Genomic DNA, 23,440 nt, shown 5'->3' on the forward strand with positions numbered 1-23,440 from the left:
GCGACTACTGCGCCAGCTCCTTGGAGACGTCCACCACCGTCTCCACGGTGTTGCCGGCCTTCACGGTGACCTCGACGGGCACCGGGCCCTTGAGCTGATCGCCCCGGAGCTCGAGGGTGTGGGTGCCCTCCATCAGCTCCAGGTTGATCCCCGTCCCGCCCAGCTCCTGGCCTTCACGTAGGACCTTCAGCTGGCTGGTACGCGCGGGCTTCACCTTGAGCTTGACGTAGCCCATCCTGAACTCGCGCTTGATGATCTTCGTCTCGCCGGGCTCGCCGAAGCGCAGCGCCTCCTCCTCCTCGGCGTAGACGCCCTGCTCCTTGTTCTCGAGGATGAGGGTGTCCTGGATGTGCGCGCCCGCCATGCCGCGGATCGGCGTCATGCCCAGCTCGGTGAAGGGCTCGGGGCTGCCGCACTTGTCGCTGTGGCGCACCCGCACGTTCACCTTCGGGTTGGTGTCCACCGTCACGAAGACGCCCATGCCGTCGATGGGCTTCTTCGAGAGGTTGGGCCAGAAGAGCACCATCAGGACAGCCACCGTGACGGCGGCCAGCCCCATGACGACCTTCTTGATGAGCTCCGCCTTGTTGACCGGCGCGCGCATGCGCGGCTGCGGCCGGCTCTCCACCTCGTCGTCGTCGTCCGGCTCCTCGCGCACCTGTCGCGAAACCGTGGACGCCCTGGGAGGCGGCGCCTCCTTCATCTCCACGCGGCTGGAGGTGCGCCGACGCGGAGCGGGGGCTGGCGCCTGCTCGGCGGCGGGCTGGATCCGACTGATGTGGCCCGTGCGCCGCCGAGGCGGCTGCGGCAACGTCTCGTCGAGCGAGGAATCCCGCTCCCGGGGAGGCAGCCGGGTGCGCTCGGGATCGGCGTAGGGATCCTCGTCCGGCCGTGCCCGCGCGTTCACCGCGAGCGCGCCGGTGCGCGAGGCACGGGCCCGCGTCAGCGAGGGCGGCTCATCCTCGGGCTCCACCTGGAGCGCTCGCGCCGAGGACCGACGCGGCGGCGGAGGAGGCGGATCCTCCACCTCTTCCTCCTGCTCCTCGTGGTGGATGAACTCCTCGTCGGGATCCGGCTCGGGAGCCCGGCGCATGTCCGAGCGCGAGCTGGTGCGGCCCACCGCGGTGTTCCCGGCGCTGGTGGCCCGGCGCGGAGACTCCCCGGTGCGGCGGCGCGCCACCTGCGTCCCACCGCCCGCGGGAGCGGCGTACTCCGCCATCTCCTCGGCCAGTGACATCTGCGGAGAGCCCTGCTCGCGCCCCTTGCCAGCCGCGCGCATGGCGGTGGCGGTGCCCCGGCGCTCGTTGCGCTGGGAGATCTCTCCCGGAGGCGCCTCCCACTCCATGTCCACCGCGGGCGCCCGACCGGGCCGCTCCTCGGGAGCCGGCGGAGACGAGTTGCCCGAGTGGGCCTCGGCGTCGGTGTTGGGCTGGAGGTTGCCCGTCTTCTTCTCCTCGGCGAGCCGGTCGGCGAAGAGCGTCTCCATCAGCTCGGAGATCTGCACCGAGCTGGCCACCCAGCGCTGGGCGACGAGCGTCTCCTCCAGGGCGATCTGGAACTGGCGCGCGTCCCGGTAGCGATCATCCGCCGCCTTGGCCAGCGCGCTCATCACCACCGGATCCAGCTCCGACGGCACGTCGGCCACCTCGGAGGGCGTCTGGATGGCGCACTCGAGCGCCGCCTGGAGCGTGGCCAGCTCCGAGTCCCGCTTGAGCGGGCGCACGCCGGTGAGCAGCTCGTAGAGCACCAGCCCGATGGCGAAGATGTCCGCGCGGTGGTCCAGCGGCTTGCCCGCGGCCTGCTCGGGCGCCATGTACGCGAACTTGCCCTTGATGGCGCCCGACTTCGTCAACCCCACCTGATCGGCCGCCTTGGCGATGCCGAAGTCCACCAGCTTCACCGACCCGTCGAAGCTGATCAGGATGTTCTGCGGGGAGATGTCGCGGTGGACCACCTTGAGGGGCTTGCCGTTCCCGTCGGTGCGCGTGTGCGCGTAGAACAGGCCCTCGCAGGCGCTGGCGACGATGCGGATGGCCAGGGGCCGGGCGATCCACTGCCCCGCGCTCCAGGCCTTGCGCATCACCCGGCCCAGGTCCTCGCCGTGGATGTACTCCATGGCGATGTAGTAGGTGCCGTTGGCCTCACCGAACTCGTAGACCTGGGCGATGTTCGGGTGGTTGAAGTTCGCGGCGATCAGCGCCTCGTTGCGGAACATCTCCACGAACTCGCGATCCTCCGCCAGGTGCGGAAGGATGCGCTTGACGACCACGCTCTTGGCGAAGCCCTCGATTCCGGACTGGCGCGCAAGCCACACCTCGGCCATGCCGCCCGTGGCGAGCTTCTTCAGAAGCTGGTATTTGCCGAAGGGCTGAGGGTTCGGGTTCATCCCGGGGACAGACGCCGGGGGGAGAATGCTCGAGTGGTAGGCGTCAGTACAAACCATCTTAGGCGACGGACCCTGCCGAGGCAAAGCAGTCTCCGCGCCCTCTGGACGCTCGCCCTCTGTGCCAGTCTGCTCGCTGGGCGGACGGCCGGAGCCGATGATCACTCGCTCTTCGGTCAGGCGGATCGGATCCGGGTCGAGCGGCGCAATGACGTGCTGGAGCTGGCCTGGTCCGACACCGAGGAGCGCCTGCAGGGCAGCCTGCACCCTGACACACCGCGTGAGGGCGTTCCCCTCCGGGTCCGCGTCCACGTGGGGAGCTTCGCCGGAGAGGACTTCGAGGGTCCCGTCACCCTCACCTTGCGCGAGGTGGGCGCCACGCACGGGCAGACGGCGACGGTGACGCGGGCCAAGGGCGAGGTGAACTGGGTAGCCGAGTTCACCCCCGAGAAGACGGGCCCCCACCAGCTGGACGTGAGCTTCCGCACCACCCGGCTCAAGGTGCTCCACGCGGACATCGACGTGGTGGACCGCCCCATCCCCCGCTTCTTCCTGTGGGCAATCGTAGGCCTGGCTGCGACGCTGGCGCTGGCGTACGGAATCCGGAGCGTGGTGCGCAAGGAAGCGCCCGCCGCGCCCCACCCGATCCTGGACGAGGAGCCCACGGTACCGCAGGCCGCCCCTTCGGCCCTGACCGAGGACACGAGCCCGAACAGTGCGCCCACGGACACGCCGTCCTCCACCCCGCCGGAGAAGCCGTCGACGCTGTAACCCTGTAAGGAGGGGTGCCTCCCCGGTGAGGAAAATTCCTTCCCTCGGAAGGAAAAGAACGTCCCGTTGACAGCGGCTCCCGAGCGAGCGCCTCCGCCGCTGCGTCCTGTTCCGGACACCCTCCCCCCGGGCATCCTCGTTGCAGAAGCTCCACGCGGGCTGCGGCGTGGAGGCGGGGCATGGGCGGATGGCATGGGGCGGAATGGAATTGGCGGGGCCTCCTCGCCGCGGTCCTATTGAGCGCGCCAGCACTGGCGCAGCAGCAGGTGGCGGAAGCGGAGGCGGACACCTCCTCCGAGGATCCCGTGGTGGCCACGGCCTCGACGGGGATCTCCACGGCTGGAATCTCCGCGGCTGGCGTCTCGGCGCCCGCGGTGCCCGCGCCTGGGGCTGCCGCCGAGGCCCCGGCCAAGAAGGAGAAGAAGAAGGCCAAGGCCGAGCCGCTGGGCGAGAACCCCGACGCGGTGGACGACAACACGGAGGAGGAGCGCTCGCTGCGCGTCTTCGGCCGTGTCTTCGCGCGGGCCAGCGCGGACGGGCGTGAGGAGTACTCGCGCTCGCTGTCGCTGCCGTCGGCGCGCCTGGGCGTGCAGGCGGAGTTCGGCTACGTCGAGGCGGAGGTGACCGCGGACCTCTCGTCGAGGTCGATGCTCAAGGACGCCTTCGTCCGGCTCGCGGATGCCGACAAGCGCCTGCGGCTGTACGCCGGCCAGTTCAAGGCGCCCTTCCTGGCGCGCGAGCTGGAGTCCGCGTGGGACCTGCCGCTGATGCGCCGGGGCCTGGTGAACGACTACGTGACGGAGACGCACCAGCTGGGCGGCCGGCGGATGGGCCTCATGGGCGAGGTGCGGCTCAAGGAGACGTGGAACCTGAAGGTGGCCGGCGGCCTGTTCGAGGGCGGCGAGGACGAGCTGGGCCAGCGCACCAGCGAGGACGCCTCGGCGCGCGTGTCCATGCGTCCCTTCAAGGCGCTCACGGTGGGCGCCAGCACCTACCTCACGCAGGTGATGGAGGGCACCCGGCAGTACGCGGTGGCGACGGATGGGACGCTGAAGCTGGGCGGGCTGGAGCTGACGGGTGAGCTCGTCACGGGCCAGCTGGGCGTCGGGCCCTTCACCGCGCAGCTCGGGCTGGCCAGCTACCTGCTGCCGCTCGGCAACGAGTGGGCGCTGCAGCCCGTCGCCGGCGCCGAGGCGATGCAGCTTCGTGGCGAGATGGCCGGGCGCGGCTGGGCGGCCGTGGGGGGCTTCAACCTCCTGTTCTCGGACACCTTCAAGGCGCAGCTGCAGGTCGAGCGCGCCCTGCGTCCGGGGGACGAGGGCCCGGGGACCGAGTACCTGCTGCAGCTCGCCACCCGCTTCTAGGCACGGAGATTCGACGATGCTCTCGTTCGCCGAAGGAGAAGTCACCAAGCTCCGACGTGAGTTCAAGCTCGTGCTCGACGCGGAGGCCCTGGCGGAGCTGTGCGCACGACTGTCCGCGGAGCTGGGCGGGTACCTTCCTCCGCCCACGCGCATCGTGTCCGTCTACTTCGACAAGCCGGGCTTCCCGCTGGCCCAGCGCGCCATGCACACGCCGGAGGACTGCCTCAAGATCCGCACCAAGGAGTACTCGCCGGACCTGGGCGCCGCCGGAGTCGAGCGCGTGGTGCTGGAGGTGAAGCGCGAGCGCAACGGCGTGACGCAGAAGCGCCGGGTGTGGGTGCCCCGCGCGCAGCTGCGCGGCGTGATCCACCGGAGCGCGGGGCTGCTGCCGCTGATCGCGGGAGGCCGCCTGTTGCCGGTGCTGGCAGTGACTTATCGGCGCCACGTGTACCAGGCCACGCACGCCTGGCGGGTGACGGTGGACCGGGACATCGGCTTCCACCCCGTCACCCCGCAGCTGGCGCTGTCGGAAGAGACGCTCACCGCCGAGCGGCTGGGGCCGCCGCTGTTCACGGATCGGCGCGTGGTGGTCGAGGTGAAGCACCTGGGTGAGCAGCTGCCGGCGTGGCTGGCGACGCTGCACCCTGGTGGCAGGAAGCCGGCGTACAGCAAGTTCGCCGAGGGGATGGCGAGGGTTCACACCTTCGCCGCGGATGGGGTTCTTGGGGGTTAGGGCACCGTGTTCATCGACTTCGAAGGCATCGACGGCAGCGGCAAGACAACGCTCTCCAACCTCCTGGCCGCGCGGCTGCGCCGGCTGGGCTACAAGGTGGCGCACGCGCGCGAGGGAGGCGAGCTGCAGGCACCCATCGCGCGGCGCATTCGCGAGCTGACGCGCGACTCGAAGCTGCTGGAGATGGGGGCGCGCACCGAGTTCTTCCTCAACGTGGCGCGGGACGCGCAGCAGCTCGAGGAGGTCATCGCGCCCGCGCTCTCGCGAGGCGAGGTGTGCATCAGCGATCGCTACCTGTACTCGCAGCTGGCGCTCAGCGGCGGGGGCCGCGGCCTGCCCATGGCGGAGCTGGAGCCCGTGTGCAACCTGGCCTCGCACGGCATCTGGCCGGACCTCGTGGTGCTGGTGGACGTGGAGCCGGACCTGGCGCGGCTGCGCAAGCGGCTGGGCAAGCTCAAGGAGGGGCGCACCTCGGACAGCGACAGCCGCAAGGGGCTGGCGGGCGCGGGGCTCGCGGTGCGGGTGCGCGAGGCGTTCCTGGCCATGGCGCGCAAGGATCCGACGCGCTGGCTCATCATCGAGAACAATGATCAGCCGCTGTGGGTGCTCGAGCAGCGCATCGTGGACGCGGTGGTGGCGCGGCTGCAGGGGCGCGAGCCGCAGGTGCAGCGCATCGTCCCGCAGAGCGCCGCGACGGTTCCGAGCACCGTGACGGTGGACAGCGTGGAGGAGCGCTTCTTCCAGGGGCTGGACTCGCTGGAGGCGCGCGAGCCGGCCCTGGCGGTGTGGATGCTGGGAGGCCTGCCCGGACTGGCCGCGCACCAGCGGCGGCTGGCGGCCGTGGAGCGCTTCCCCGGGCTGGCCGTGCGCACCCTCGTGGGGCTGGAGGACGAGGCCTCGTGGGCGCTGCGCGAGCTGCTGGCGAAGGTGGTGCCGGTGGACGTGGCGGCGAGCCTCGGGACGAGCCCGTCTCCGCGTGCCATGGCGCTGCGCACCCACTTGTACGCCCAGGCGCCCGCGGAGGTGCTGGCGGGCCTCAAGCGCAACGACAGCGCTGCGGCCTGGGCCCTGCGCCAGCAGGCCCTGAGGGACCGGCGGCTGGGGGACGTGCTGCTGAGCCTGGCGGGCGTGGACGACGACACGGCGTGGTCCATCCGCGAGCTGGGCGTGCAGAAGAAGCTGTACTCGGAGGTGGCGCGCAGCCTCACGGGCCTGAGCGGCGAGCGTACGGATGCGCTGCGCGAGGCGCTCCTGAAGCACGATCGGCTCGCGGTGCTGCGCAGCGTCACCGGGCTGGACTCGCCGTTCGCCAACGGCCTGCGCGAGCAGCTGGCGGACAAGGCGATGAAGCTGGTGCTGCGCTCGCTCACCGGCCTCACCACGGACGAGGCCTTCGCGCTGCGCGAGCGGGGCGCCACCCTGACCAAGGAGGCCATCGACTCGCTGGACGGGCTGGATGAGCCCCGCGCCTGGGAGCTGCGCGAGGCCTTCGCGGAGCGCTGGCCGGCCACCGTGCTGTCCTCGCTCAAGGGGCTGCCGATGACGGCTCGGGCCGAGGCCCTCATCACGCGCATCCTGAGCGCCGCGCCCGGCCGGCTGCCGCTGCTGCGCAACGCCTACTGCGTCATCGCCACGGCCCAGGAGGCCCCCGCGGAGCGGAGCGTGCGTCCGGTGGCCAGCGCCGAGTCCCAGGTCTCGCTCTAGGAACGCGCCATGGAGGCTACCTTCACGGGCATCTTCAGCGGGGTGGAAGAGGAGCTGACCACCCTGCACATGGGCGCCATCGTGCCGCGGATGCTGGCGGCGGTGCTCATCGGCGCGGCGCTGTCGCTGAGGCCCTGGCGCCTGCTCATGGGCCGCGCCCTGCCCAAGTCGGAGATGATCCAGGCCCAGGTGCTGCTGTGCGCCGCGGCCGCCGTCATCACCGTCGTCATCGGCAACAGCGTGGCCAAGGCCTTCGGGCTGGTGGGCCTGGGCGGCTTCGTGCGCTTCCGCTCGGGGCTCAAGGATCCGCGCGACGCGGCGATCCTCTTCCTGGTGATCGGCCTGGGCATGGCCTGCGGGCACGGCAGCCTGGGGGTCGCGGCCGTGGGCACGGCGTTCGTCGCGGCGCTGCTGCTGGTCATGGATCTGGTCAACAAGGACGAGGAGAAGGCGCCCAAGCAGCGCATGGTGCTGTCGGCGCAGGCCGATGACCTGGTGGGGGCGGAGGCCTCGCTGCGCAAGGCGCTCAAGGAGCGCAACGTGATGGTGAAGGGCTGCGCGCTCGACTTCGACGGGCGCCGGCTGGAGTTGGAAGTGGAGGAGAAGGAACCCGGCTCGCTCGTCTCGGCGCTGAGCAAGACGGAGGGAGCGCCCCTGCGGGGGTTGAGGTGGACGGCGGTCAGCCCCAAGGGGGCACGGGAGGATCTGGTATGAAGCGAGTGGTCGTGGCCGCGCTGGCGGCCGTGGTGTGGCTGGTGGGCTGTGGCGGAGGCGCGAGCCTGCCCACGGAGCCGGGACCTCAGAACCCGCAGCTGCCGGAGGAGCCCCTGCAGCCGGGCAATCCGAGCGGCGCCTCGACGCTCTGGCCTCTCACGCAGGGCTCGACGTGGACCTACCGCATCGATGATCCGCAGAAGGGCGTCTTCGACAAGCGCGTGGAGGTGGTCGGCCAGCAGACGGTGCCGGGCACGACGATGACGGCCACCGCGGTGCGCAGCGTCCAGCCGTATCTCGAGGAGCTGTCCTGGCAGGTCGAGCTCCAGAGCGGCCTGGTGGTGCGCCTGCGCGAGGAGGACCTCAAGGACGGCAAGGTCGTCCGGTCGACGACGTGGTCTCCCGCGACGGTGAAGTCGCTCGCGCAGCCCCAGAACGTCGGCTGGTCCTACTCGTCCTCCATCCAGGAGACCGTGCGGATGGACGACGGCACGGTGGATGAGAAGGACCGGACCTACGTGTGGCGCGTCGTCGCGGTGAATGAGACGGTGGTCGTCCCCGCCGGCACCTTCACCAACGCCATCAAGGTCCTGCGCGATCGGCCCGACAAGGCGGGCAAGGAGCGCGTCTACTGGCTCGTGCCGGGCATCGGGAAGGTGAAGGAGGATGGCGAGCGGCTCGAGGAGCTCACCTCCTACGACGTGAGGAAGTAGCCAGCCAGGGGGGCGCGCTCCTGCGGGAGCGCTCCTCCCCTCGTACGCACGGCGAGGGGCCCGGCTGAATGGGGCCACGCCGTGAACAGTTGAGCCACCGGGCCCGGGATTGTCCGGGTCGGGAGGCTCCATGCTTTTTTCGAAGTTACCCGCGCCAGGCGCCCTGCTGGCTGCCGCGCTCATGCTGACCGCGGGCGCGGCCCAGGCGGCGACCCTCACGCGTACTCCTTATCTGCAGCGCGTAGGCCCGGACACGGCAACGATCGCCTTCCGGCTGGACGCCAACTGCGCCGCCGAGGTGCGCTACGGCGCTCGAGGCGCCACGGATCAGGTGGCCCGCTCGACGGACAGTGGCCGCATCCACGCCGTGGTGCTCGAGGGCCTCACGCCGGGCACCGAGTACAGCTACGAGGTCAGCGCCTGTGGCGGCCGGACGCCCATCAAGAGCTTCAGCACCGCCCCGGTCCCGGGGACGCGGTATGTGCACTTCGCGGCCGTGGGAGACTTCGGCACCGGTGGCAATGACGAGAAGCGGGTCGCCGCCGCCATGCGCGCCGCGCAGCCCGAGCTGTTCATCGCGCTCGGAGACAATGCCTACACGTCCGGCACCGAGGCGGAGATCCAGAACAACCTCTTCGCGCCCCTGGCGGAGGTGCTCGCCGAGGTGCCCTTCTTCCCCGTGGCCGGCAACCACGAGTACGTCACCAACCAGTCGCAGCCGTACCTGGACAACTTCTACCTGCCCACCAGCCCCAGCGGCGGCGAGCGCTACTACTCCTTCGACTGGGGCCACGTGCACTTCGTCGGGCTGGACTCCAGCTGCGCCATCGGCCTGGCCTCGAAGGAGCGCTGCACGCTTGCGGCGCAGAAGGCCTGGCTGCAGCAGGATCTGGCCGCGAGCAAGGCCCCCTGGAAGGTCGTCTACTTCCACCACCCACCCTGGTCGAGCGGCTCTCACGGCTCCCAGCTCCTCATGCGCCGCGAGTTCGGCCCCCTCTTCGAGCAGTACGGGGTGGATCTCGTCCTGACGGGGCATGACCACAACTACGAGCGCAGCAAGCCCATGCTCGGGGATGCGGTCGCCCCCACGGGCAAGAAGGGCATCCCCTACCTCGTGGTCGGCGGCGGCGGCGCGAGCCTGCGCGCCTTCAGCGGGGGGGCGCCGGCCTGGAGCGCCTACCGCAACGCCACCGCGCACGGCTTCCTGGACGTCGTGGTCGATGGAGGAACCCTCACCGCGAAGCTCCTGGGGACCGACGGCAAGACGCTGGACTCCCTCACCCTGAAGAAGGAGCTCGCGCCGCAGGAGCCTCCACCCACCCTGAGCGTGATCGTGGAGGGTGAGCGGGGCACGGCTCCGCTCCAGGCCTTCTTCCGCGCCACGCCCCCCTCCGCCGACTACACCGTCCGCTGGGACTTCGGGGATGGACAGAGCGCCGAGGGCACCGAGGTGCGGCACGTCTACGCCCAGCCGGGCGATTACACGGTGACGGCCACCGCCACGTCCGGGGCCTCGAGCGTCACCACCACGAAGCAGGTCTCCGTCTCGGCGCAGGGGACCGTGGAGACGCCCGGTGAGCCCGTGACGGAGGTGCCTCAGACTCCCGGCTCCCCGGGTGTCTCGCCTGGCCTGCCGGGCGAGGACGATGCGTCCCCCAGCGCGGGCTGCTCGACCGTGCCTCCGGGCGCCCTCCTCCCGTTCGCCGCGCTGACGCTGGCCGCGCTGCTGCGGCGCCGTCGACGCTGAGCCGGACTCCCGGCTCCCCCCGGCCAGGGGCAGGCTCCGCTCTGGAGGTGTCCAGGGAACCCCACCCTGGCCCTTCTCCGCGCTTGCCACGGGGCTGCCGGGATGCGATGGGCGCCTGCACCGCAGGTTCCCCTCCCTCCCGGGGCCCTGGAGCCCGCCATGAAACGATCCGACCGTCAGGCCTCGAAGAAGTCGCCCTCGAAGAAGTCGCCCTCGAAGAACAAACCCTCCGCGAAGCCCTCGCGCCCGAAAGACTCCGCCGAGCGGGGCTCTCGCGAGAGCGCCCGGGCCCACAGCATGCGCCCGCTGCGTGAGGACCTCGTCCTCCAGGCCAGCCTCGAGGCCTACGGCATGGTGCGCCACGAGGGCCGCCTGTCCGATCGGGCGCTCGACTTCACCCTGCGGCGCAAGGCGCACCTGTACTCGACCGAGCGTCGCGCCGTCGCGGAGCGCGTCTACGCCCTGCTGCGCCGCCAGCGCACGGTGGACTATCTGCTCTCCCACGCGCGCCCCGGCTTCGAGCAGCTGCAGACCACCCGGCAGGACGTGCTGCGGCTGGCCGCCTCGCGCATCCTCCACGGCGAGGCCGCGCGGCAGGTGGCCCGGGACTCCGCGCTGACGGGCGCGGATGCCGCGGCGCTGGACGCCCTGCCGGAGGCGGCCGCCGCGCTGGACTCGCTGCCCGCGAACCAGCGCTTCCCCCTGGCGGCCTCCCTGCCCGACTTCCTGGCGGAGAAGTTCCGGGAGACCTTCGGCGAGGACGCCGAGCGCGCCGCCGAGGCGATGAACGAGCGCGCTCCCCTGACCGCCCGCGTCAACCTGCTCAAGACCACGCGCGAGGCCCTGCTGGAGCGCCTGAAGGCCGAGGGCGTCGAGTGCCAGCCCACGCCGCTGTCCCCCATGGGCGTGTGGCTGGAGACGCGCGTCAACGCCTTCTCGCTGGAGAGCTTCCGGGAGGGGCTCTTCGAGCTGCAGGACGAGGGCAGCCAGCTGCTCGGCATGCTGGTGGACGCGCCGCCCACGCGGGTGGTGGATGCCTGCGCGGGCGCGGGCGGCAAGACGCTGCAGCTCGCCGCGCAGATGAAGAACCGGGGCGATCTGCACGCGCTGGACGTGGATGAGGGCCGCATCGACGAGCTGCGCAAGCGCGCCCGCCGCGACGGCGTCCACAACGTCCGCACCCAGGTCATCCCGCCCGAGGGCCCCACCGCGGACGAGGCCCTGGTACCGCTGAAGGACAAGGCGGACCGGGTGCTGGTGGACGCCCCGTGCAGCGGCACCGGCACCTACCGCCGCAAGCCAGACGCGCGCTACCGGCTGGGGCCCGACGAGCTGGCGAACCACGTGGCCCGGCAGAAGGCGCTGCTGGAGCGCTTCTCCACCCTGGTGAAGCCGGGCGGCCGGCTCATCTACGGCACGTGCAGCATCCTCAGGGAGGAGAACGAGGCGGTGGTGGAGGACTTCCTGGCGCGCCACCCGGACTTCTCCGTGCGCCCGGTGACGGAGGAGCTGGGCCCGGAGCTGGGGGCGAAGGTGAGCCGTGGCCCCTTCCTGCGGCTGGCCCCTCATCTGCACGGGACGGACGGGTTCTTCGGGGCCATCCTGGTCCGGGCGAAGTAGTCTCTCGCAACCCGCACCACGGAGCCTTCGTAATGCCGGAAGCCGTCCAGTATCGCGTCTCGATGCCCCGCCCGCATTCGCACCTGTTCGAGGTGACGGCCGTCTTCCCCGCGGGCCCCGAGGTACTCGACGCCGTGCTGCCCGTGTGGACGCCGGGCAGCTACCTGGTCAGGGAGTACGCGCGCCACATCCAGGACGTGACGGCCACGGACTCGCAGGGCGAGCCGCTCCCGGTGCAGCGCGCGGACAAGCGCACCTTCCGCGTCCGCGCCGGCGGCGAGTCGGTGACGCTGCGCTACCGCGTCTACGCCAACGAGCTGACGGTGCGCACCAGCCACCTGGACGGCTCGCACGGCTACTTCAACGGCGCCACCCTCTTCCTCTACACGGAGGCCACCCGCAACCTGGAGCACCGTGTCCAGGTGACGGCTCCCGAGGGCTGGCGGGCGTTCAGCGCGTTGGATCAGAAGAACGGCACCTTCGTGGCGCCGGACTACGACACGCTGGTGGACAGCCCCTTCGAGGTCGGCCCCCACACGCCGCTGACCTTCGTCGCCGCGGGCGTGCCGCACGAGGTGATCGTCTGGGGCGACACGGTGCCGGATCCGGAGAAGCTGACGGCGGACCTGCAGCGCGTCTGCGAGACGGAGGCGCGGCTGTTCGGCGGGCTGCCGATGCGGCGCTACGTGTTCCTGGTGTACCTGGCGGACAAGGGGCGCGGCGGGCTGGAGCACCAGGCCTCCACGGCGCTGCTCTTCCCCCGCTCGGCGCTGCAGAGCACCCGCGGCTGGGAGGACTTCCTCACCCTGGCGGCGCACGAGTACTTCCACCTGTGGAACATCAAGCGCATCAAGCCCCGCGCGCTGGTGCCCTTCGACTACTCGCAGGAGAACTACACCACCCTGCTCTGGGCCTTCGAGGGGATGACGTCGTACTACGACAACCTCTTCGTGCGCCGGGCGGGCCTCATGTCCGCCCAGCGCTACCTCACGCGGCTGGGCGAGACGCTCACCACCCTGCACGGCACGCCGGGCCGCCGGGTGCAGACGCTGGCGGACGCGTCGCTGATGAGCTGGATCAAGCACTACCGGCCGGACGAGAACTCGGCCAACAGCGCCATCTCCTACTACCTCAAGGGCGAGGTGGTGTGCGCGCTGCTGGATCTGGAGATCCGCCGCGCCACCGGAGACGCCAAGGGCCTGGACGACGTGGTGCGCCTGCTGTGGCAGCGCTACGGGGACGGCTCGGGCGTGCCGGAGAACGGCGTGGAGGCGGCCGTCAGCGAGGTGGCGGGCAGGGACATGACGGCCTTCTTCGATCGCGCGGTGCGCTCCACGGAGGAGCTGGACTACTCCGTCTTCTCGCACGTGGGCCTCGAGGTGGGCTTCCGGGTGCGCGAGTCCACCAGCGACAAGGGCGGCACGCCTCCGCCATCCCGGAAGAGCACCGAGAAGCCCAAGGGCTGGCTCGGCCTGGGCCTCAAGGGCAGCGCCACGGTGGCCTCGGTGGCGGAAGGCTCGCCCGCGATGGAGGCCGGGCTCTACCCCGAGGACGAGGTGGTGGCGCTGGACGGCTACAAGGTGGACGGGGCGGGCCTGGTGAGCCGGTGCGAGGACCGACGCCCGGGTGAGACGGTCCGGGTGACGCTGTTCCGCCGCGACAAGCTGATGGAGCTCGTCGTGGTGCTGGGCCAGAAACCGGCGGACGTGGCGTACCTGACGCGCGCCGACAAGCCCACCGAGGCGCAGAAGGCCGCCTTCCAGGCCTGGCTGGGCACGGCGTGGGACGACGCAGTCGGTTAGAATCCCCTCTCCATGAGGGGGACCATGGAGAAGCCCACACCCACCCACTGCCAACGACACCCCGACGCCGTGGCGGGTTGGAGCTGCGACAACTGCCAGGCCTTGCTGTGCCCGGACTGCGTCGCGACGCGGCGCTCGCTGTCCACGGAGTACCTCTCCTGCGGCCTGTGCCAGGGCCGGGCGATGCCCAGGGTCGTCCACCGCTCGCGCACCCCGCTGGCCCAGCGGCTGCGCAAGGCGTGGCGCTATCCGTTCAACCAGACCGGGATGGCGGTGCTCATCGGGCTCAGCTTCCTGCTGACCGTCTGCCGGTGGGCCGCCGAAGCCACCTTCCTGCTGCTCAAGTTCCTGCCCATGGTGATCGGGCTGGGGATCTTCTGGGGCGCCTTCTTCCACATCGTCCGCACCACGGCCCGTGGCGAGCACGAGATGGACACGCCGGACTACTCGGAGGTCTTCTCCGACTGCGTGGTCCCCGCCATGCGCGGGCTGGTGGGCACGTCGCTGCTGTGGGTGCCCGGGCTGCTCTACCTGCGCTACGTCCGCCGCTGGGACGTGAGCAAGCCGATGGATGATCTGCTCTCCAAGCCGGCCTTCTACGTCACCGGCGGGCTGCCCCAGCTCGACTGGAGCCAGGTGGTGTGGGATCCGGTCCTCTGGCTGATCGTCCTCGCCGGGGCCCTCTACCTGCCCATGGTGCTGCTGCTGTCGGCGGCCGGGAAGAGCGTGTGGACGATGCTCAACCCGCTGGCGGTCCTGGGCGCCGCGCGCCGCCTGGGCCGGGACTTCCTGCTCACGCTGGGCGCGCTGGCCGTGCTCGCCGTGGCGCTCGTGGTCGGGCAGCTGGTGGCCACGGGCCTGCTGCGGCTGGAGCTGCCCCTCTTCTCGAGGTGGGCGGCCGAGCTGGTGACGTGCATCGCGCCCTTCCTCATGGCGCACGTGCTCGGGCTGCTCCTGTACAGCCGCGGGGACGAGCTCGGCTATGGCGCGCCCTCGGACTACCTGGAGCCCGTGCTGGGAGCGACCCGGCCGCGCGTGGAGGCCCCGGCCCTGCGCGTCGCCCCGGCTGCCCCGGCGGAGCCCGCGCCCGAGGCTTCCGCCTCCCTCACCGAGACGCTGTCCGCGCTGACGCAGGCGGTGGGAGCGCAGGACTCGGGCAAGGCGCTGGCGCTCTACGCCGGGCTCAGCGAGCCGCGCTTCCTCAAGCAGGTCGAGCCGGCCCACCACCTCTTCGTGGGCCAGGCCGCCGTGGCCCAGGGGCAGTACCCGCTGGCCGTGAAGGCGCTGGAGACGGCGGCGGACGTGGCGCCGGATGGCCCGGAGGCCTCGCGGGCGCTGGTGCTGCTGGCGCGCGTCTATGGCGAGCGGCTGAAGGAGCCCGAGCGCGCCGCGAGCATCTACCGCTACGTCGTTCACCGGTATCCGAACACGGACGCATCGCGGTTCGCGAGCAGGCACCTTTCGCCGACTTCCTGACGTTGCGTGTTGCCGCGCCGAGGGGCCAGTACCAGCTTCGGAGCCATGCCTCGGTTGAGAATCCTCTCGGTACTGCTGGGCCTCGCCTGCCTGCCCGCCTGTGACAACAGGCCCGTGGTGGACAGAAGTGGGGGCGTCTGCTCGGAGGGGTTGGTGTCGTTGAAGGTGGAGGTCGTCACGGCGGAGGGCGTCCGGGTCAAGGGCGCCACCATCACCGCGACGAATGAGGAGACGCTGGAGAGCATCACCGGCATCACCAACGAGCAGGGCTTCAGCAGGGCGGTGAACGAGACGCTCGCTCCAGGCGTCACGCGCCTGTACGCCACGGCGGGCTCCAAGGTATCCCCCGCCACCCAGGTGGAGTGGGTGTGCGACGACTGCCACTGTGAGCCCACTCCGGACACGGTGACGTTGCAGCTCAACCCATAGCGTCCACTACCTGTGGGGTAGGCGCTCTGGCGAGCCTCCCAATTCGGAGGTTGTTCGGCGATCGGTGGGTCGCTAGCCTTCGGGAGTCATGCCGAGCCTGGAAGAACTGCTGCAAACGCCCCTCTCGGAGCTCACCGAGCGCTTCATCGAGCGCTGTCAGCCGGTGCCGCACGGCCTGCTGGCCGCGCTGGAGGCGGACGGTCGGCAAGGGGCTCGGACGCTCGCTCGCCGCATCCGGGCCCGGCAGGAGAAGAACCGCTCGGAGGGCCAGCGGCTGCGCCACCTGCTGCGCTACGAGGTGGAGCTGTGGACGCAGGGCATGGAGCGGGTGGCCGGGGTGGATGAGGCGGGGATGGCTCCGCTGGCGGGCCCGGTGGTGGCCGCGGCGGCCATCCTGCCGAAGAACTACCGACTCAAGGGGTTGGACGACTCGAAGAAGATCCTCGACGAGGAGAAGCGCGAGGAGCTGGCCGTGGCCATCAAGCGGGACGCGGTGGCCTGGGCGGTGGGCGTGGCGGAGGTGGAGGAGATCGACCGCATCAACATCTACCACGCGGGGTTGCTGGCCATGCGGCGCGCGGTGCAGGCGCTGACGCTGGCACCGGAGTACGCGCTGGTGGACGCTCGGACGATTCCCGAGTGCCCGTGTCCGCAGAAGGGCATCGTCCACGGGGACGCGCTGTCGATGAGCATCGCGGCGGCGTCGATCATCGCGAAGACGACGCGGGATCGGATGATGGCGGAGCTGGATGCGCAGTACCCGGGCTACGGGCTGGCCTCGCACAAGGGCTACCCGACGCCGCAGCACTTTCAGGCCATCAAGGAGAAGGGCGTGTTGCCGATCCACCGGCGGAGCTTCGGGCCGGTGCGGGAGGCGCTGGGGCTGGTGCCCCTGCAGGAGGAGCTGTTCCCCCCACCACCGCCGCCTCCTCCCCGTCCGTGAGCGCCGATCGCGATATCGACGAGTGGCTGGCAGAGCGAGGCATCACGCCTCCTGACTCCCGTACAAGAGCCCGAGCGGCGCTGGAAGCAGCGAAGATCATCAACCCGAAGAAGGCTCGCATGAGCGAGCAGAAGCTGGAGCGCGCGGAGGCGGAGCTGGCCGAGCGCTTCTTCCGGGTGTGCAGCGCGGCGGCATGCGCGCAGGTGGCTGGCGCGAGCGGCCGGGAGCCGCTGTTGGTGGAGCCACGGACGTACTGCGAGAGCTGCGGAGGTTCGAACAACCGGCGCGCGGTGACGGACTTCCTGGAGGCCTGCCAGCGCAAGGGCGTGAGGCGGGTGGTGATCGTGGGCGGCTCGCCGGCGGTGCGGGAGGAGCTGGAGGATCAGCTCGCCGGGCACGTGGAGCTGCGCATGGTGGACGGCACGGAGCGACATACGGGAGAGAAGGCCCGGCACAACCTGGAGTGGGCGGACCTGGTGCTGGTGTGGGGCGCCACGGAGCTGCACCACAAGGTGAGCGCGCACTACACGGGTGGGCCGCCAGCGACGAGCCGCAAGGTGATCCACGTCACCCGTCGCGGCGTCGCCGCGCTGCTGGCCGAGGCCATCACGCACCTGAAGCGGTGACTGCCATGGCTCTGACGAGGCCAGCGTCCTTGGTGGTGGGGTTGCTCACTCTAGCGCTGGCCTCCAGCGGCTGCCGGGAGCGTGCGGAGAAGCCGAAGCAAGGCTCCACGGCCCAGGCAAGCGCCGCGGACAGCGGCTACGCGTTGCTCGAAGGACACAGCGCGCCCTTCACCAAGCCGTCGGTGTTCCTGGACGGGAAGCCGGACCTGGAGAATCGCTACCCTTCGGTCGTGCAGGTCAAGTCGGGAGCCTCGACATCAGCGCAGGAGTGCAGCGGAGTGCTCATCGCTCCACGCTTCGTACTCACCGCGGCCCACTGCGTCTGTCGCGCCCATTCAGACTGTGAGTCGACTGCTACGGTGACAGCGGTGGCCTACCTTCCGTCGACAGACGATGGAAGCGTGCGATCCCTACGCGAAGTCCACAGCGGCACGGTTCGGCCGCATCCCCAGTTCAAAGTCCCGCGTGGAGAGCCGACTCGTGCCGAGTCGAGCCATGCGGATCTCGCTGTCATCCTCCTGGATGAACCGGCCAGCTCCGACTTCCCACCCATCACGCTCTCGGACACTGAGCCCGACGCAAGTGAATCTCTCATCCTGGTGGGCTTCGGCAATGACGAGCGGCGCTTCAGCAAGCACCCGCTTCTGGAACCACTCAACCCGAAGAGCGACCTCATCGTGCTTCAGCCGCCTGCACGCGCCGCACACCAGGAAGATCTGGGTGGTCCCTGTCTGCGCGAGGCCCATGGACGTCCAGTCCTCGTAGGAATCTCCCGCAGAGGACTTGGCGTGGAGTCCACCTGCCTCCGCACGCAGACCTACAGGGCATGGCTGAACGAAGAACTCCAGCACGCAACCACAGTGCACCCTCCTCCCCATCCGTAGAGAACCAATTACGGCACCCGTGCCTGGAGTGACCTGATGCCTCGTAGCCCGTTGCTGCTAACGTTCAGCTGGTCACTCACCCTCATCCTCTTTCTCTGCGGAGGCTGCGCCTCCAGCTCCTCCCACTCAGCGACTCAAGCGCACGAACCGTTCATGGAGGCGGGCATCTCCGCTGTCTACCCGGGCCCCAGGGACACCAAGAACCGCTACCTCTCGAATGTCGCGATCCGCACCAACGCCAAGAAGGAGGACGGTTCCGAGCAGTGCAGTGGGGTGCTCATCAGCCCTCGGCACGTCCTGACAGCGGGCCATTGCGTGTGCCTGAAGAAGAAGTTCCTACCCACCGCACCCCAGCAGCACATCGCTCAAAGACTCCAGGAAGCCATGCCTTCCACTGGCAAGACCCGAGAGCAAAGAGCTGTGATCGATGCCGTGCGCAGCCGCATTCTCGAGCATGCCGCCACGATCATCGACCCATCGCTTTGTGCCACGTCTGTCAGCGTCCAGGTGGTGGAGTATCTCCCGTCAAAAGCCACGGCCAGATCCAGGCTTCTTCAAAGCGAGTACCTGGGGAGGGTCGTCCACCCTCACCCCCGCCTGCTGGTGCTCGACGACGCCAACGGTGTCTCGTGGTTCAGGGAGGCTGACCTGGCCCTCATCCACCTGGAATCCCCGGTGAGCGAACGCTTTCGCTCCATCAAGCTCCCGGAGAAGGATGTTCAGGCAGGTCATTCCATCGTCATGGTGGGTCACGGCTTCGGCGAGAACGGTGACACCACCAATGAGTTCGGTGATCGCCACTATGGGGAGAGCATCATCGACACGGTGGAGCGACTGCCTTCAGGCAGTGTGAAGTTCATTGCCCGTCTCCCGCCGCAGGGCTCCAAGCAAGCCCCCCGCGTCTATGGTGGTGACAGCGGCGGGGGAGGCTTCAGCAAGGCCGATGACCGTGTGCTCATTGGAGTCATCAGCGCCATCGGGAAGGATGGCGCGTCCTCCATCTTCACCAGCGTCTTTGCCTACGAAGACTGGCTGAAGCAGGAGCTGAACCACGAAGGTGCGGCAACCGTTGCTCCCTGATTGCCACACCCGGGTACGCCCTTCGCCGCGCCCTACTCCTCGTCCTGGCGCAGCGTCGCCAGCACGTTGAGGTCCTCGAGCGTCGTCGTGTCCTGGGTCGTCTGCTTGCCAGCGGCCACGTCGCGCAGCAGCCGGCGCATGATCTTCCCGGAGCGCGTCTTCGGCAGGCCCTCCGCGAACCGGATCTCGTCCGGCCGGGCGATCGCGCCGATCTCCTTCGCCACGTGCTGCGCCAGCTCCTTCTTCAGCTCCGGCGACGGCGCCGTGCCTTTCTTCAGCGTCACGAAGGCCACCAGCGCCGTGCCCTTCAGCTCGTCCGGGCGCCCCACCACCGCTGCCTCCGCGATGCGCGGGTGCGCCACCAGCGCGCTCTCCACCTCCGCCGTGCCCAACCGGTGGCCCGCCACGTTCACCACGTCGTCCACCCGGCCCATCAGCCAGAAGTAGCCGTCCGTGTCCGTGCGCGCCCCGTCGCCCGTGAAGTACTTGCCCGGCAGCTCGCTGAAGTACGTCTTCACGTACCGCTCCGGATCCCCGTACACCGTGCGCAACATCGAAGGCCACGGCTTCGTCACGAAGAGCAGCCCGCCCTGCCCCTTCGGCACCGCGTTGCCCTGGCGATCCAGGATCTCCGCGTGGATGCCCGGCAGCGGGAACGTCGCCGAGCCCGGCTTCGTCGGCGTCGCCCCCGGCAACGGCGAGATCATGATCCCCCCCGTCTCCGTCTGCCACCACGTGTCCACCACCGGGCAGCGCCCACCGCCAATCACCTCCCGGTACCACATCCACGCCTCGGGGTTGATCGGCTCGCCCACCGAGCCCAGCAGCCGCAGCGAGCTCAAGTCGTGCTTGCGCGGGTGCTCGTCTCCCAGCCGCATGAAGGCGCGGATGGCCGTGGGCGCCGTGTACAGGATCGTCGCCTTGTACCGCGCGATGATCTCCCAGAAGCGGTCCGGCCCCGGCTGCGTCGGCGCCCCCTCGTAGATGACCGTCGTCACCCCGTTCATCAGCGGCCCGTACACCACGTAGCTGTGCCCCGTCACCCAGCCCACGTCCGCCGTGCACCAGTAGACGTCATCCTCCTTCAGGTCGAACACCCACCGCGTCGTCAGCGAGATGACCACCGCGTAGCCGCCCGTCGTGTGCAGCACGCCCTTCGGCTTCCCCGTCGAGCCCGACGTGTACAGGATGAACAGCGGGTGCTCGCTCTCCACCCACTCCGGCTCGCACGTCTCGCTCTGCCTGGCGACCAGCTCCTCCCACGACACGTCCTTCGGCCCCAGCGGCCCCGAGTCCCCCGCCCGCTTCAGCACCACCACCTTCTCCACCGTGCGCATGTTCGGCAGCGCCGCGTCCACGTTCTTCTTCAGCGGCACCACCGCGCCCTTGCGCCAACCCCCGTCCGCCGTGAGGAGCACCTTCGCCCCCGCGTCGTTCATGCGCTCCTGCAGCGCCTCCGCCGAGAAGCCTCCGAACACCACCGAGTGCACCGCGCCAATCCGCGCGCAGGCCAGCATCGCCACCGCCGCCTCGGGCACCATGGGCAGGTAGATGCCCACCCGATCCCCCTTGCGCACCCCCAGCGACTTCAGCCCGTTCGCCAGCCGGTTCACCGCCACGGCCAGCTCGCCGTACGTCACCTGGCGGCGATCCCCCGGCTCCCCCTCGAAGAGGATGGCCGGCTTGTCCTTCAGCTTCGGCAGGTGCCGATCCAGGCAGTTGTAGGTCAGGTTGGTGCGACCCTCGACGAACCACCGAGCGTGCGGCGGCTTCCAGTCCAGCACCGTCTGGAACGGCTCCTTCCAGTACAGCTCCTCGCGCCCCCGAGCCCCCCAGTACGCCTCCGGATCCTTCGCGGCTTCGTCCCACAGCCGCCGGTAGTCCTCCATGCTCCGGATGTGCGCGCGCTGCGAGAACGCCGCGGGTGGTGGGAAGACTCGGTTCTCCGTGAGGACCGATTGAATCTCTTGCGACGGACGCTGCGGCTCAGCCATGGGCAACCCTCCCCAGCAGGACAAGCAAGATGATGCCTCCTGTCTAGGTCGCCCCGAGCCCGGGCTCAAGGCTGCTCTTCGCAGGTCTCTTCATTCTGAACGGCCTGGAAGTTCGCCCACAGCTCGCAGACGCACTGGTCCGGACGCCGCGCCTCGTAGCGCACCCGCACCACCCCATCGAACCGGGTGCGACACACCGTGGTCCCCTCCATGTGCACGCTCACCTGGTCCAGCAGGCAGATCTCCCGGTTGACCTTCACGGTGGCGTTGGCCACGCTGCCGTCCACCGAGAAGCTGTCGCCCGACTCCAGGAAGCGCCCTACCAGCTGCATCTCCAGCAGCTCGAAGTCCATGCGCACCACCTGTCCGGTAATGAGCAGAGAGCCATCCCAGAGCGCGTGGGGATCATCATCAACGGACGGAAGCAGGTTGCAGTCGTCCCGGTAGATCTCGGTGGACTGCAGCGTGTAGTGGCCCTGGTTCTGGGGGAACTCGTTGCAGCTGACACAGAGCCCCACGGAGAGCAGCAGGGCGGGCAGGAGGAAGCGGCGCGTGGACACGGGGGGACCATAACCAACCCCGCGCATCCGTGCAGTGCCCTTGCTCGGCCCGGGGTAGACTGTCCGGCCCTATGGCCGAGAAACAGTTCAAGAACCCCACCCCCACGGTGGACTGCATCATCGAGCTGCCCGGAGAGCGCATCGTCCTCATCCGCCGCGCCAACCCGCCCATCGGCTGGGCCCTGCCCGGCGGCTTCGTGGACGAGGGAGAGCCCCTCCACGCCGCCGCCGTTCGCGAGGCCAGGGAGGAGACGGGCCTCACCGTGGAGCTCGTCGAGCAGTTCTTCACCTACTCGGACCCCAAGCGCGATCCGCGCAAGCACACCCTGTCCACCGTCTACATCGGCCGCGCCCAGGGCGAGCCCCAGGGCGCCGACGATGCCGCCGAGGCCCGCTCCTTCCCCCTCAACGCCCTGCCCCCGGACCTCTGCTTCGACCACGGCACCATCCTCTCCGACTACCTGACCTACAAGCGCACCGGTCAGCGCCGGAAGCTCTGAAGCACCGCGCGGATGTACGTCCTCCTGGCCCTCCTCGCCCTCGGCCTGCTGCTGGCCGTCCACGAGCTGGGGCACCTCCTGGCCGCGCGGCTGCTCGGCGTGAGCGTGCCCCGCTTCTCGCTGGGCTTCGGGCCGCCGCTGCTGTCCTTCCACCTGCTCGGCACGGAGTATGTCGTCGCCGCCATCCCCCTGGGTGCTTCGGCCACCCTCCATGGGATGAACCCCCACGCCCCGGGGTTGGATCCCGCCGATCCCCGCAGCTACTCGGCCCAGCGCCCCTGGAAGCGCGTCGTCATCACCCTCGCCGGCTCGCTGGCCAACTACCTGTTCGCCCTGGGCGTCCTCTTCGCGCTGTACACCTCCGGCACCCACGTGGTGGTGCCACTCACGGTGGGCACGGTGACGCCGGGCTCGGAGGCGGCCCTCGCGCAGCTGCTCCCGGGGGACCGCATCCTCAGCGTGGACGGCCAGCCGGTGAAGAGCTGGTCGGACTTCGTGGAGAGCATCGGCCAGAGCCCCGGGCGCGAGCGCTCGCTCGTCGTCTCCCGCCATGGGGAGCCTCGCGTGGTGGCCGTGCGCCCCCGGCCCGATGAGCGCGGGGTGGGCCGCATCGGCGTGAGCCAGCAGTACGTCTACCGCGAGCACTCCCCCGGCGAGGCCCTGGCCCAGTCCCTGGTGCACACCCAGCGCGTGGCCGCCGAGGCCCTCACCCTCGTCTGGAGCCGGGTGGTGGGCCCCAGCCCCACCGCCGAGCCTCCCAGCTCCGTGGCCGTCGTGCGGCAGTCCTCCGGCGCGGCCTCCACCGGCTGGGACTCCTTCCTGCGCGTGCTGGTGGCCATCTCGGTGGCGCTCTCGCTGCTGCACCTGGTGCCCGTGCCAGGCCTGGACGGCGGGCGACTGGTGTTCCTCGCCATCGAGCTGGCCCGGAGACGGCCCGTGTCCCCGCGCGTGGAGACGCTGGCGAACACGGTGGGCTTCCTGGCCATCGCCGCCGCCATCCTCATCATCTCCGTCGCCGAGGTCCGCCGCGCCCTCCCCTCCTCGGAGCCGCGCGCCGCTCCAGGCCCTGGAGCCCCGGCGGGGCCTGCCCTCCTGGATGGTGGGGAGGCGTCCAGCCAGCCCCCCCTCCCCGACGCGGGGGTACAGGCGCCGGATGCGGGGGCCCAGACGCCGGATGCGGGGGGAACCTCCAGAGCCGGCCTGGTGTCAGACGCAGGGCGACCCACCCCAGCCCCGGTTCCGGATGCCGGGGTGGCGAGCGATGCGGGGCCAGCTCCGGATGGGGGACTCCCTCCCCTGGATGCTGGAGCACCGACCGGGCCGGGGAGCGCCCCCGACGCGGGCGGCCCCCTACTCGATGCGGGCGCTGCTGACGCGGGTTGAAGGCTCTATCCTCG

At 70.3% G+C, this 23,440-nt stretch carries 20 protein-coding genes; 17 read left to right on the plus strand and 3 right to left on the minus strand.

Going from position 1 to position 23,440, the window contains the following annotated elements:
- Nucleotides 1-4 precede the first annotated feature (4 nt).
- Nucleotides 5-2,386 (minus strand): serine/threonine protein kinase, encoded by a 2,382-nt coding sequence (locus tag KY572_RS27325; protein WP_224245911.1) that lies wholly within the window; start codon nucleotides 2,384-2,386, stop codon nucleotides 5-7.
- Between the two features lie 210 nt (nucleotides 2,387-2,596).
- Between KY572_RS27325 and KY572_RS27330 the strand changes: the two genes are divergently transcribed.
- The 15 genes from KY572_RS27330 (at nucleotide 2,597) to KY572_RS27400 (ending at nucleotide 18,989) form a co-directional block, all read left to right on the plus strand.
- Nucleotides 2,597-3,154 carry a hypothetical protein gene (locus KY572_RS27330; protein ID WP_224245912.1) on the plus strand — a complete coding sequence of 186 codons (558 nt, stop codon included), beginning with the start codon at nucleotides 2,597-2,599 and terminating at the stop codon, nucleotides 3,152-3,154.
- 236 nt (nucleotides 3,155-3,390) lie between these two features.
- Complete coding sequence (locus tag KY572_RS27335; protein WP_224245913.1) at nucleotides 3,391-4,518, plus strand: OprO/OprP family phosphate-selective porin; 1,128 nt, start codon at nucleotides 3,391-3,393, stop codon at nucleotides 4,516-4,518.
- Between the two features lie 16 nt (nucleotides 4,519-4,534).
- Complete coding sequence (locus KY572_RS27340; protein ID WP_224245914.1) at nucleotides 4,535-5,251, plus strand: VTC domain-containing protein; 717 nt, start codon at nucleotides 4,535-4,537, stop codon at nucleotides 5,249-5,251.
- A 6-nt stretch (nucleotides 5,252-5,257) separates the two neighbouring features.
- Nucleotides 5,258-6,955, plus strand: coding sequence for a dTMP kinase (gene tmk, locus KY572_RS27345; RefSeq protein ID WP_224245915.1), 1,698 nt, complete (start codon nucleotides 5,258-5,260; stop codon nucleotides 6,953-6,955).
- 9 nt (nucleotides 6,956-6,964) lie between these two features.
- Entirely contained in the window at nucleotides 6,965-7,669 is a 705-nt protein-coding gene (locus KY572_RS27350; RefSeq protein ID WP_224245916.1) for a DUF4956 domain-containing protein, read from the plus strand.
- The gene (locus KY572_RS27355; RefSeq protein ID WP_224245917.1) at nucleotides 7,666-8,382 is read left to right on the plus strand and encodes a hypothetical protein; all 717 of its coding nucleotides are present in this window, start codon (nucleotides 7,666-7,668) and stop codon (nucleotides 8,380-8,382) included. The genes KY572_RS27350 and KY572_RS27355 overlap by 4 nt, the downstream gene beginning before the upstream one ends.
- Nucleotides 8,383-8,512: 130 nt before the next feature.
- Nucleotides 8,513-10,129, plus strand: coding sequence for a metallophosphoesterase (locus KY572_RS27360; RefSeq protein WP_224245918.1), 1,617 nt, complete (start codon nucleotides 8,513-8,515; stop codon nucleotides 10,127-10,129).
- Nucleotides 10,130-10,426: 297 nt separating this feature from the next.
- The gene (locus KY572_RS27365; RefSeq protein WP_407660006.1) at nucleotides 10,427-11,749 is read left to right on the plus strand and encodes an RsmB/NOP family class I SAM-dependent RNA methyltransferase; all 1,323 of its coding nucleotides are present in this window, start codon (nucleotides 10,427-10,429) and stop codon (nucleotides 11,747-11,749) included.
- Between the two features lie 32 nt (nucleotides 11,750-11,781).
- Complete coding sequence (locus tag KY572_RS27370) at nucleotides 11,782-13,551, plus strand: M61 family metallopeptidase (RefSeq protein ID WP_224245920.1); 1,770 nt, start codon at nucleotides 11,782-11,784, stop codon at nucleotides 13,549-13,551.
- 24 nt (nucleotides 13,552-13,575) lie between these two features.
- Nucleotides 13,576-15,027 carry a tetratricopeptide repeat protein gene (locus KY572_RS27375; protein WP_224245921.1) on the plus strand — a complete coding sequence of 484 codons (1,452 nt, stop codon included), beginning with the start codon at nucleotides 13,576-13,578 and terminating at the stop codon, nucleotides 15,025-15,027.
- A gap of 45 nt (nucleotides 15,028-15,072) precedes the next feature.
- Entirely contained in the window at nucleotides 15,073-15,456 is a 384-nt protein-coding gene (locus tag KY572_RS27380) for a carboxypeptidase-like regulatory domain-containing protein (RefSeq protein WP_224245922.1), read from the plus strand.
- An 88-nt stretch (nucleotides 15,457-15,544) separates the two neighbouring features.
- Entirely contained in the window at nucleotides 15,545-16,399 is an 855-nt protein-coding gene (locus KY572_RS27385) for a ribonuclease HII (RefSeq protein ID WP_224245923.1), read from the plus strand.
- 119 nt (nucleotides 16,400-16,518) lie between these two features.
- Entirely contained in the window at nucleotides 16,519-17,025 is a 507-nt protein-coding gene (locus KY572_RS27390; protein WP_224245924.1) for a hypothetical protein, read from the plus strand.
- A 5-nt stretch (nucleotides 17,026-17,030) separates the two neighbouring features.
- Nucleotides 17,031-17,909, plus strand: a complete 879-nt coding sequence (locus KY572_RS48215) for a trypsin-like serine protease (RefSeq protein ID WP_224245925.1) — start codon at nucleotides 17,031-17,033, stop codon at nucleotides 17,907-17,909.
- 153 nt (nucleotides 17,910-18,062) lie between these two features.
- Nucleotides 18,063-18,989 (plus strand): trypsin-like serine protease, encoded by a 927-nt coding sequence (locus tag KY572_RS27400; RefSeq protein ID WP_224245926.1) that lies wholly within the window; start codon nucleotides 18,063-18,065, stop codon nucleotides 18,987-18,989.
- A gap of 32 nt (nucleotides 18,990-19,021) precedes the next feature.
- On the opposite strand, the gene acs is transcribed toward KY572_RS27400, so the two are convergent.
- Together acs and KY572_RS27410 are read right to left on the minus strand one after the other, a co-directional pair.
- Nucleotides 19,022-20,983, minus strand: coding sequence for an acetate--CoA ligase (gene acs / locus KY572_RS27405; protein WP_224245927.1), 1,962 nt, complete (start codon nucleotides 20,981-20,983; stop codon nucleotides 19,022-19,024).
- Nucleotides 20,984-21,048: 65 nt separating this feature from the next.
- Nucleotides 21,049-21,543, minus strand: a complete 495-nt coding sequence (locus tag KY572_RS27410; RefSeq protein WP_224245928.1) for a hypothetical protein — start codon at nucleotides 21,541-21,543, stop codon at nucleotides 21,049-21,051.
- A 71-nt stretch (nucleotides 21,544-21,614) separates the two neighbouring features.
- Between KY572_RS27410 and KY572_RS27415 the strand changes: the two genes are divergently transcribed.
- Nucleotides 21,615-22,043, plus strand: coding sequence for an NUDIX domain-containing protein (locus KY572_RS27415; protein WP_224245929.1), 429 nt, complete (start codon nucleotides 21,615-21,617; stop codon nucleotides 22,041-22,043).
- Nucleotides 22,044-22,055: 12 nt separating this feature from the next.
- Nucleotides 22,056-23,426 (plus strand): M50 family metallopeptidase, encoded by a 1,371-nt coding sequence (locus tag KY572_RS27420; protein ID WP_224245930.1) that lies wholly within the window; start codon nucleotides 22,056-22,058, stop codon nucleotides 23,424-23,426.
- The last annotated feature ends 14 nt before the right edge of the window (nucleotides 23,427-23,440 follow it).

Source organism: Hyalangium gracile, from assembly GCF_020103725.1.
In the GTDB taxonomy this organism is placed as follows: Bacteria; Myxococcota; Myxococcia; order Myxococcales; family Myxococcaceae; genus Hyalangium; species Hyalangium gracile.